The sequence below is a fragment of the Streptomyces sp. NPDC001902 genome (assembly GCF_042891295.1).
Taxonomy (GTDB): Bacteria; Actinomycetota; Actinomycetes; order Streptomycetales; family Streptomycetaceae; genus Actinacidiphila.
This window is the reverse complement of record NZ_JBIATA010000031.1, coordinates 71010-82130: the sequence shown is the minus strand read 5'-3', so window position 1 is coordinate 82130 and position 11121 is coordinate 71010. Positions and strand designations below refer to the sequence as shown.

Annotated in this window: 7 protein-coding genes and 1 pseudogene; 7 read left to right on the top strand and 1 reads right to left on the bottom strand. The window is 67.2% G+C overall.

Annotated features, from left to right (window positions below; all coding sequences use genetic code 11):
- Positions 1–26: 26 nt before the first annotated feature.
- Positions 27–1574 carry an extracellular solute-binding protein gene (locus ACFYYN_RS36315; protein ID WP_500549121.1) on the bottom strand — a complete coding sequence of 516 codons (1548 nt, stop codon included), beginning with the start codon at positions 1572–1574 and terminating at the stop codon, positions 27–29.
- 278 nt (positions 1575–1852) lie between these two features.
- Between ACFYYN_RS36315 and ACFYYN_RS36310 the strand changes: the two genes are divergently transcribed.
- The 7 genes and pseudogenes from ACFYYN_RS36310 to ACFYYN_RS36280 all read left to right on the top strand — a co-directional run bounded on the left by ACFYYN_RS36310 (position 1853) and on the right by ACFYYN_RS36280 (position 11104).
- Entirely contained in the window at positions 1853–2587 is a 735-nt protein-coding gene (locus ACFYYN_RS36310) for a GntR family transcriptional regulator (RefSeq protein WP_500549120.1), read from the top strand.
- Between the two features lie 100 nt (positions 2588–2687).
- Positions 2688–3257 (top strand): DJ-1/PfpI family protein, encoded by a 570-nt coding sequence (locus ACFYYN_RS36305; protein WP_500549119.1) that lies wholly within the window; start codon positions 2688–2690, stop codon positions 3255–3257.
- A gap of 225 nt (positions 3258–3482) precedes the next feature.
- Positions 3483–3629 (top strand): hypothetical protein, encoded by a 147-nt coding sequence (locus tag ACFYYN_RS36300; protein ID WP_500549118.1) that lies wholly within the window; start codon positions 3483–3485, stop codon positions 3627–3629.
- Positions 3630–3886: 257 nt separating this feature from the next.
- Entirely contained in the window at positions 3887–7765 is a 3879-nt protein-coding gene (locus tag ACFYYN_RS36295) for a ThuA domain-containing protein (RefSeq protein ID WP_500549117.1), read from the top strand.
- Between the two features lie 131 nt (positions 7766–7896).
- Positions 7897–9894, top strand: coding sequence for a ThuA domain-containing protein (locus ACFYYN_RS36290; protein ID WP_500549116.1), 1998 nt, complete (start codon positions 7897–7899; stop codon positions 9892–9894).
- A 266-nt stretch (positions 9895–10160) separates the two neighbouring features.
- A pseudogene (locus ACFYYN_RS36285) lies at positions 10161–10439 on the top strand (FCD domain-containing protein); the annotation flags it as partial.
- Positions 10440–10534: 95 nt separating this feature from the next.
- Complete coding sequence (locus ACFYYN_RS36280) at positions 10535–11104, top strand: DJ-1/PfpI family protein (RefSeq protein ID WP_500549115.1); 570 nt, start codon at positions 10535–10537, stop codon at positions 11102–11104.
- Positions 11105–11121 lie beyond the last annotated feature (17 nt).

The following is an 11121-nucleotide window of genomic DNA, read 5'->3' as shown; positions in this document are numbered from 1 at the left end:
GTCGGTCGTCAGCGGGGCGGTGTCACTCACAGTCCGCCGCCGCCCTTGCCGCTGCCGGAGTCGAGCACGCCCTGCTGCTCCTTGGCGATGTCGTCGAGCGCATCCTTCGGCTTTTTCGTGCCGTTGAGAGCCGCGTTCACATTGGTGTTCTCGATGTCGACGAGGCGCGCGTACTCGGGCACGTTCCACATGTCCCGCATCCGCGGAACCGAGTCGGCGTACACCTGGTTGAACGGCCCGGCATTGAGGAACTCGGGCGACTGAAGGGCGTCCGTACGCGATGGCACGCCACCGGCCGCGGCCCACTTCTTCTGGATGTCAGCCCGCTCGAACCACTTCATGAAGTTCAGGGCCTCCGCCTGGTTCGCCTTGGAGGAGTAGGCCGACACGTGCATCCCCATGCCGCCGAGAGGCACCAGGTTCGTCTTCTGGCTCGGCAGGGTGGCAAAACCCAGCTTGTCGAGGATCTGCTCCCGCGTGGTGCCGAGCGTCGACTGCTTCGGGTCGAGCAGGCCGCCGCTCGCGGCGATCCAGTTGAACGCGATGCATGCCTTGCCCTGGGCGACCGCCGCGTTCACCTCGTCGATGAACCAGTTGCCGGAGCCCTTGGCGGTCAGCGGCTTCATCTTGTTGACCAGGACGTCCATCGCCTCCTGGCCCGCCGCGTCGTTGAGGACGCCCTCGATCTTTTGCGTTTTGGCGTCCCAGAGGTTGCCGCCGTAGACGCCGTTGACCGTGTTGTAGGTCACGGCCGCGGCGTCGGAGCCGTTGGCCTGGTGGAAAGCCAGCCCGCTGACACCAGGGTTGTCCGCCTGGCACTTCTCGGCGACTGAGATCATCTCGTCCCAGGTCTGCGGTGGCTTGTCGCCGATCAGATCCTTGCGATAGATCATCGTCCAGGTGTCGCCGAGCAGCGGCAGTCCGTACAGGCTGGCGTTCTCGTCGCGCTTCCCGGTCTCCGCCTGCGGGAACTGGCCGTAGGCCGCCAGGAGGTACGGGTTGTAGGCCTTGACGTCGATGTTCTTCTTGACGAAGTCGGTGATGTCGAGGATGTTGCCGTTCGTCACGGCCTCACCGATGTGCTGCGAGTCCAGGATCGGGATGTCGAAGTCGGTCTTGTGCGCTGCGAACTGGGTGAACATCGCGTCGTGCCAGTTCGCGTTCGGCACGGTGTTGACCTTGATGGTCACGTTCGGCCGCTCCTTGGTGTACTCCGCGTTCGCGAAGGATTCCAGAGCGTGAGCGGGGGGCCAGTCGAACCAGATGAAGCTGAGGGTCAGCGGGTCCTTGGTGAGCTCCGGGATGGTCGCCGGCGCCTTGGGCGCGCTCGAATCCGCGCCGTCATCCTGCCCGCAGGCCGCCATGGTCGCGGCCACTAATATGGCCGCCGTCGCCAGCTGCGCCGTTCGACCGGAAACGGACAGTCGTCTTATTCGCTCTGGATGCCGCATCTTCCTGCCTGCCTTCTGGGTGGGGAGCTCTGGAGCCTTGCTGCGTGCTTCGCCGAGCAGTTGCTGGGGATGTTCAGGCGGGTCGACGGCTGCCGCACGGGCTGACCCGCTGACCGGCGTCACGAGTACGCCGCGAGGTAATGGGGCTTCAAGCAGTCGACAGGTCCTTCGGCCTTTGTGCGGCCCGGCGGCGAACCGAGTAGGACATCGAGCATGCTCATGGGAGCTCCAACTGATCGAAGCGGAGCGATGGCGGGCGGTTCCGCGACGGGTGGACGGGTGAAGGAGGGCTGGCGTCCGTCACCTTTCCTATACGATCTGAATGGGAGCATCAACATCCCGCAGCATTGCGACCGATGTCAACAGGTTCGCGAAGACGTAAGAAAGGACCTCACGTCACGATGGACGACGAAGCGATGATCGCGCGGGGCCGTGGGGCCATGACGGGCGGAACGCCGCCGGGAAGATCTCGTGGCCGGCTTGCCGACGAGGTGTACGACACGCTGCTCGGACAGCTGATGTCGCTACGGATCGAGCCTGGTTCCCGCGTCACGATCGACGTCCTGGCGCGAGAGCTGGGGGTCTCACAGACGCCGATCCGAGACGCTCTGAACCGCATGGAGGCCGAGGGCCTGGTCGTGCGTGTGCCCCATGCCGGCTATCACATTCCCCCCCAGATCACCCGTCAGCGATTCGAGGACATGCTCGAGCTCCGCCTGCTCCTCGAGCCGGCGGCGGCGCGCAGATCCGCCGAACGCGCATCATTGCAGCAGGTGGCCGGCCTGCGGCGACTGCTGGAGGAGATGGCGGAGCTGGAGGGGGGCACCGGGCTCATGGCCTATGGCGCCTTCGGGCTCCGCGACGCTGCTTTTCACGATCTCATCGCCCTGAGCGCGGAGAACCAGCTCATCCGCGAAGCGCTCGCTCGCCTGCACGCGCACGTGCACCTGTTCCGGCTTCTCCACGACACCCAGGTCACTCACTTGGCGATGGCCGAGCACGAAGACGTTGTGGCCGCGATCGCCGCGCGTGACCCGGACGCCGCCGCCTACGCCATGCGTCGGCACATCCTGCTGTCCGGCGAGCGGTTCCGGCGATTGTTCGACGAAATCAAGGGTTTGGACGGTATGGCGTAAAGGCTTGACGGGCGGGCTGGGCCGAGGAATGCTAACGCAATTGGATCAGATCGGATTGGATTGGATCGACGTCACCCGCCTCAGATGCGAGGAGAAGCAGGTGCCCAGAGGGCTGCTCCTGACCGGCGACGCCGCCGAGGAGCTCGACACCATGTATCCCTACTATCGCGTGCAGGAGGGCGGCTGGGACGTCGACGTCTCGTCACGGACGATGCGTGACGTTCAGCTGGTCATCCACGAGTTCGACCCCAACTCCGACGCCTACGTGGAGAAGAACGGCCGAAAGCTGCCGGTCGACGTGCCCTGGGCCGAGGTCGACGTCGAGCGCTATGACGCCCTCATCATCCCTGGGGGACGTGCCCCCGAGTGGATCCGGGTCGACGCCGACGTCAGGCGCATCACCGAGCACTTCTTCGCGCGCAACCTCCCGATCGCGCTGATCTGCCACGGCGCGCAGGTGCCGGCTGTGTACGGACTGCTCAAGGGCCGGAAGACGGCGTGCTTCCCGCCCATCACCGGTGACATGGAGAACGCGGGCGCGACGGTGATCGACGCTCCCGACGTCGTGGACGGCAACCTCGTCTCCTGCCGGGGATGGCCCGACATGCCGCAGTTCGGCAGGGCGATGATGGAGCTCTTCTCGAAATCCAGCAACTCCGCATCGGCATGACCACACCTGACCTGCCCCGGTGAAGCCCGAGCCACTCGCCGACCTGTGCCACCGCCATCGTCATGCGCCGGTCGCCAGAGGTCAGGCCTCTGGCGATGTCGGCCACCCGGTGGCTCGATCCTGGCCAACCTCTTCAACCCGCGAGTGATCGTCATCTGAGGCCATTTCGCCTCGCCGGCCCACCGACTGCTGCCACACGCACAAGATCAGCTGCAACGGCTCGCGGTGGCAGCTCCAGCCGCCCAGTGCCGATTCGTCGCCTGCACGCTCGGCTTCGGCGCCGCCTCCCGTGGCGCGGCGAGCACGGTGATCAACCACATCATCGACGACCCGACCGCGATCACGGACTCACGCAGGCCGGCCCCTTGCTGACGGCCCCACAGACCTGGAGACGGCACCCTCCAGCAACCGCACTATCCGCTACCACCAAGTGGCAATAAGCGCGGCGGTTCGCGCCGTGCCTGACATCCCCCAGGCAGGAAGGGTTTTTCATGTCACCACGTCATCGAACGTGGGCCAGGCTGCTCGACGCAGCCCTGCCAGCAAAAGGACGACGCCCGAGACGTCGCACCGCGACCACGATGGCCTTAGCCCTCATCGCCCCTTTCCTCACACTCCTCGCGACGCCGGTGAGCGCTGCGGCCCCCACGGCGGCTGAGCCCGCTCCCGTCGCTGCACCGGAGCTGCTGCAGCCGTCCGCGCCTGCCGCCGAGGCCGCACCACCAGACGCCCGCTTCAAGGTGCTCGTGGTGCGCAGCACCCAGGACGCGGTGTCGTCGGCCGGCCTGGCCGCGATCCGGGATGCGGCCAGACCCGGTCATTTCACGGTCGTGGCGCCCGGACCCGCTGACGTGGGCGACCATTTCACGGAGAAGAAGCTGAAGCAGTACCGCGCGGTCGTGTTCCTGGACACGGGTCTCGCGAGCCCCCTCACGGACGCGCAACGCACGAACTTCGAGCACTACTTCCGCGACGGCGGCGGCTTCGTCGGCGTCGGCTCGGCGGTCGAGACCGACGAGTCCTGGTCGTTCCTGACCGACATCCTGGGGACGCGTGCGTCCGGCAGGACCGACGTGCAATCGGGTGACGTGAAGGTCGCCGACCGCGTCCACGACGCGACCAAGGATCTGCCGCAGATCTGGTCGCGGACCGACAAGTGGTACAACTTCACGAAGAACGTGCGCGGTGTGTCACACGTCCTCGACACCGTCGTCGAAGACCCGTTCGGGCCGCAGCCGCAGGGAGCCGACCTCGACGGGATCGCCGGGGGCACGATGGGCGCCGATCACCCGGTCTCGTGGTGCAAGGACTTCCAGGGCGGCCGCTCGTTCTACACCGGTCTGGGCAACACGGCCGCGAGCTTCGACGCCGGCCTCACCAAGCACCTCAAGGGCGCGATCGGCTGGGCCGCGGGCCAGGCCGACCCGGACTACAGCGATTGCGGCGCCACCGTGCTGGCCAACTACCAGCAGACGAAGATCGGCTCGCCGCCGAACCTGCAGGAGCCGATCGGCTTCGACCAGCTGCCGGACGGCCGCGTTCTGCAGACGGACCGCCTCGGCTCGCTGCGCATGCACGACTCGACCACGGGCGTCACCACGGTCGTCGCCAACTTCGCCGATCCGAGCCTGCCGATGACGCAGCAGATCTACTCCGCGGGCGAGGACGGGCTCTATGGGCCGGCGGTCGACGCCGACTTCGCGACCAACAAGTGGGTCTACCTCTACTACTCGGCGAAGGAGGTCACCGACGTCAAGCTGAGCGACGGATCGGTCGTCACCCAGATCACGCCGAACACCACCCCACCGAACGTGGCCGCGTCCAAGACCGCGTGGGATCCGTACGTGGGCTATTTCCAGCTCAGCCGGTTCAAGTTCGTCGACGCCAAGGACAGCACGCCGGCGCACCTCGACATGGGCTCCGAGCAGCAGATCATGCGCGTGCCGGTCAACCGCCAGGAGTGCTGCCACGTCGGGGGCGACATCGACTTCGACAAGCACGGCAACCTCTGGATGGTCACCGGCGATGACACGCCCGCGGGCGGCATCAACGCCGGCGGCTACGGGCCGTACAACTCGCAGAAGACCGACGAGCAGCAGACCGTGCGCGTCACCAACGCGACGGGCGGCACGTTCACGCTGACCTTCGAGGGCCAGACGACGGAGCCGATCGCGTGGAACGCGGATCGCAATGCGATCGACGCGGCGCTCGAGGCGCTCTCGAACATCGAGGCGGACGAGATCCAGACCAGCGGCGGCCCGGTCAACACGTCGAACGTCAACGTGTTCTTCCGCCGCGGCAAGCAGCAGTCCGATCAGCCGCAGATCACCGCCGGCGGCGCCGGCCTGACCGGCACCGCCACGCCGGCGATCGCCACCAACACGGCGCAGGCGGGCGGCTGGTATCAGCGGCTCACCGGTGACTCGCGCCGCACCGCACTGAACACCAACGACCTGCGCGGCAAGGTGCTGCGGATCAAGGTCAAGGACGGCAACATCTCCGACGCCGACGCCAACAAGGTCGACTTCGGCTCCGGCACGGGCGCCTACTCGATCCCGTCGGGCAACCTGTTCCCGCTGGTCGCGGGCGCGCCGCAGGACAAGACGCGGCCGGAGGTCTACGCGATGGGGTTCCGCAACCCGTTCCGGATCCAGGTCGACGAGAACGACGTGGCCTACATCGGCGACTACTCGCCCGACGCCCAGACACCGCAGCGCTCGCACGGCCCGGCGGGCACCGGCCGCTACGAGATCGTGCGCAAGCCGTCCAACTACGGCTGGCCGACGTGCTACAAGCGCGACCTCGCGCACTACCAGTGGAACTTCCACGAGTTCGCGCCCGGCACCACCACCGCGGGCACGCCGCTGAACAACCCGCCTCAGAAGTTCGACTGCGACGGGCCGACGCAGCGCAACGACTCGCTGTGGAATATCGAGGGCGGTCCGACGGTCGAGCCGGGCCTGAGGGACGTCCCGCCGGTCACCGACCCGGACATCTGGTACTCCTACCGCGACAACAACCCGACCGCGCCGCTCGGCACCCCGTGCGAGGCCTACTACGCGCCGACCCCGGGCCCGATCGCGCCCGGCTCGACGACCGAATGCCCGCGGCTGTTCCCCGAGCTCTACACCGGCGGCGTCGGTCCGCACGGGGTCACGAAGTACCACTACGACCCGAAGAACCCGAACCCTCACAAGTTCCCGCCGTACTACGACGACTCGGTGATCATCAGCGAGTGGACGCAGGACACGCTGCGCGAGGTCAAGCTCGACAAGCAGACCAACCACGTCCAGAAGATCAACAACTTCCTGGATTGCGGCAGCCGTGCGAACGCCGGGGCAGGCACGTTCCGGTTCGAGTGCGACAACCCGATGGACCTGCAGTTCGGTTCTGACGGCGCGTTCTACCTGCTGACCTACGGCAACGGGTTCAACGTCATCAGCCCCGACGCGGGCATGTACAAGTGGGAGTACGTCAAGGGCAAGCGCGCGCCGAAGGCCGTGCTCACCACGGACCGCACCGACGGCTCAACGCCGCTGACCGTGAACTTCTCCAGCGCCGGCTCGCTGGATGAGGATCCCGGCGACTCGATCCGCTACGAGTGGAACTTCGGCGACGGCTCGGCGATCGAGACCGACCCGAACCCGGCACACACCTACACGCAGTCCGGCCGCTACACGGCCGTGCTGACCGTGCTCGACTCGTCCGGCAAGCAAACCTCGACCAGCACCGTGATCACCGTGGGCAACACGAGCCCGACGGTGGTCGTCAATACGCCGGTGGAGGGCGGGACGTTCGCGTTCGGCGACGACATCCCGTTCTCGGTCACGGTCACGGACCCCGAGGACGCGACGGTGAATTGCTCCGAGGTGCAGGTGACGTTCGTGCTCGGCCACGACGCGCACGGCCACGCCGAGGAGTCCGTCAACGGCTGCTCGGGCGTGCTCCACACGGACGCCGACGACGTCTCACACGGCGGCAACGTCTCCGGCGTGGTCCAGGCGCGCTACACCGACCACGGCGGTCCGGGCGGCGTCCCACAGCTGACCACGACCGGCCAGCACCAGATCCGCCAGAAGCACCAGGAGGTGGAGTTCGTCGTCAACCAGTCCGGCACCAACACGGCGACCAACACCGACGGCGGCGCCGGCGTGCACCGCGGCAGCCTGGGCTCGGGCGACTGGCTCCAGCTCAACGGCCCATTCAACCTGACCAACATCGATTCGATCACGTTCCGCGCGGCGGACGCGGCGAACGGCCGCACGCCCGGGTCGCCGCTGGCGGCAATCGAGGTCCGTCAGGACTCGATCACCGGGCCGATCCTGACCACGGCCAACCTCGTGTCCACCGGCGGGACGGGAACCTGGACGAGCCAGACGTTCCCGGTCTCGATGTCCGGGACGCATGAGCTGTTCCTGGTGTTCCGCTCGGTCACGGGTGGCGCCACGGGCGGCAACCTGTTCAACCTCAACTGGGCCGAGTTCGTCGGCGCGGGCATCGGCACCTAGCGAACCCGCCCGTGCCGACGAACCCGAGTTCGTCGGCACGGGCATCCGCACCCAGCGAACCCGCCGGTACAGCGGCAAGAGAGAAGACACTCATGCGGAGAAGATTTCGCACATCGGCAGTGGCCGCCTTCTTGACGGCGGCCGCAACACTCATCCCCGCGACACCGTCGTGGGCACAGGAAACGACACCGCCGACGATCAACGTGGCGACGCTGTCGCCCTCTGCGCCGACCGGCCAGAACAACTGGTACACCGGCCCGGTGACGCTGAACGTGTCGGCGACCGACGACGTCGGCATCGCCAAGTTCCAGTATTCGCTCAACGGCGGCGCCGCCTACATCGACGTGCCCGTCGAGGGGGCGCCGACGTCGGCCACGGCGTCGGCGGTGATCACGCAGGAGGGCAACACCAGCGTCCGGTACCGCGCGGTCGACACGGCCGGAAACGTCGCGGCGTTCCGCTCGATCTCGGTCCGGATCGACACGCGGGCGCCAGCTGCATCGTACCCGGCGATCACAGACGGTCACGTCGGTCACGTCGCCACGCTTATCCCGACGCGCACGGACCCCGCCCCCGGCTCGGGCGGAGTGGCTGTGCTGAACATGTACCTCGACGGCAAGCTGGTCCCGCCGTTGCCGGTGCAGACCTCCGACCTGTCGATCGGCGTGCACACGCTCGCGGTGCATCTCTCTGACGCTGCTTCCAGCAGCGCGAAGTACACGCAGACGTTCATCGTGACGACCTCGTTCGCGGACGTCGGCACGCTGATCACCCGGTTCGTGACCGCCGGCAGCGTCCCGGCGGAGGTCGGCGAGGCGCTCCAAGCCAAGGTCGACCAGGCCAAGGCGCTCGCCGACGCCGGTTCGGCCAAGCGCGCGAGCCAGGTCCTGAACGGGTTCGTCTCGATCGCCGGCCGGATCCCGCCCGGCTCGGCCCGCAGCACACTCGTGGGCGATGCTCGTTACCTGATCGACCAGCTCGAAGGCCGGCTCGCGCCGGAGCCCGCGACGGGCCTCAAGTCTGAGCCCGCGGAGGGCCCGAAGTTCATTCCGGACCCGGTGCTCGCCCCGCTCCCGCACAACCCGGACGCCGACTACAACGTCCTGATCTTTTCCAAGACGACGGGCTTCCGGCACGACCACATCCCGCACACCGTGGCCGCGATCCAGAAGCTCGGCATCGCGCACAACTTCAACGTCGACGTCTACGACCCGCAACTCGCGACGGTCACGCTGCCCACGAGCCCGTTCCTGAGCCTCGACACGCTCAAGCAGTACGACACGATCGTCTTCGAGTCCAACGTCGGGCACCCGGGCCCGCTCAATCCGACCACCGAGCAGCCGAACTTCGAGGCCTACATGAAGCAGGGCGGCGGCTATGTCGGCATCCACGGCGCCGCCGACTCGTTCGAGATCGGCACCTGGCCGTGGTACGGCGACCTCGCCGGTGGGTTCTTCACCAACCATCCGAACGGCCAGAACGGGTTCGGCCAGTGCGGCAGCTGCATCCACACCGAGGTGGTGACCGAGGACAAGACGCACCCGGCGACCGCGCATCTCCCCGCCCGGTGGATGACGGTGGACGAACTCTACAACTTCGACCGCAACATGCGGGCCGACGTGCACACGCTGCTGAGCCTCAACGAGGACAGCTACCAGCGCAGCCTCAACAGCGGCAACGCGGCCACCAACCCGCTGCGGCTGATGAACGGCGACCACCCGATCGCGTGGTGCCAGAACTGGGGCGGTGGCAAGGCGTTCTCGAACATCCTCGGCCACTTCCGGACGCAGTACTACGACGACGCGTTCATGCAGATCATCCTCGGCGGGATCGAGACGACCGCCGACCGCACGGACGCCAACTGCTCGTCCTACCGGGAGACCAGCCTGCTGATCGAGGCTGACCGAGCGGCCGGGCTGCTGACCGCGGACGCCGCGGACGCCGTCGGTGCCGCCTTGGACATCGCGCGGGACAGCTACCTGGCAACCAACTACACCACCGCCATCCCGGCGCTGAACTCGATCGTCGACCTGGCGAACGACGAGGCCTCCGGCGACGCTGCGGCGCGTTCCGAGCTCGCGCGGCAGGCGCGCGAGCTGCGGGAGTGGATGCAGAACCTCAACCGCTGACCCGTTCACGCGGCGGGGGCGGCGAATCGCCGCCCCCGCCGCGCTGACGCTGGAACCGAGCAGGACGCCGAGCATGATCAGGGGAGCTTTAGGTGATCGAAGCAGGGCGCTGGCGGGCGGTTCCGCGGTGGGTGAAGGATGGCTGGCATCCGTCACCTTTCCTATACGATCCAAGCGGGGCATCACCACCCCGCAGCATGCGACCGATGTCAACAGGTTCCCGAAGACGCTAGAAGTGACCTCGCGCCTATGGCGCCTTCGGGCTCCGCGACGCTGCTTTTCACGATCTCGTCGCCCTGAGCGCGGAGAACCAGCTCATCCGCGAAGCGCTCGCTCGCCTGCACGCGCACGTGCACCTGTTCCGGCTTCTCCACGACACCCAGGTCACTCACTTGGCGATGGCCGAGCACGAAGAGGTTCTGGCCGCGATCGCCGCGCGTGACCCGGACGCCGCCGCCTACGCCATGCGTCGGCACATCCTGCTGTCCGGCGTGCGGTTCCGGCGATTGTTCGACGAAATCAAGGGTTCGGACGGTATGGCGTAAAGGCTTGACGGGCGGGCTGGGCCGAGGAATGCTAACACAATTGGATCAGATCGGATCGGATCGGCCTCATCCGCCTCAGATGCGAGGAGAAGCAGGTGCCCAGAGCGCTGCTCCTGACCGGCGACGCCGCCGAGGAGCTCGACACCATGTATCCCTACTATCGCGTGCAGGAGGGCGGCTGGGACGTCGACGTCTCGTCACGGACGATGCGTGACGTTCAGCTGGTCATCCACGAGTTCGACCCCAACTCCGACGCCTACGTGGAGAAGAACGGCCGAAAGCTGCCGGTCGACGTGCCCTGGGCCGAGGTCGACGTCGAGAGCTATGACGCCCTCATCATCCCTGGGGGACGTGCCCCCGAGTGGATCCGGGTCGACGCCGACGTCAGGCGCATCACCGAGCACTTCTTCGCACGCAACCTCCCGATCGCGCTGATCTGCCACGGCGCGCAGGTGCCGGCTGTGTACGGACTGCTCAAGGGCCGGAAGACGGCGTGCTTCCCGCCCATCACCGGTGACATGGAGAACGCGGGCGCGACGGTGATCGACGCTCCCGACGTCGTGGACGGCAACCTCGTCTCCTGCCGCGGATGGCCCGACATGCCGCAGTTCGGCACGGCGATGATGGAGCTCTTCTCGAAGTCCATCAACTCCGCATCGGCATGACCACACCTGACCTGCCC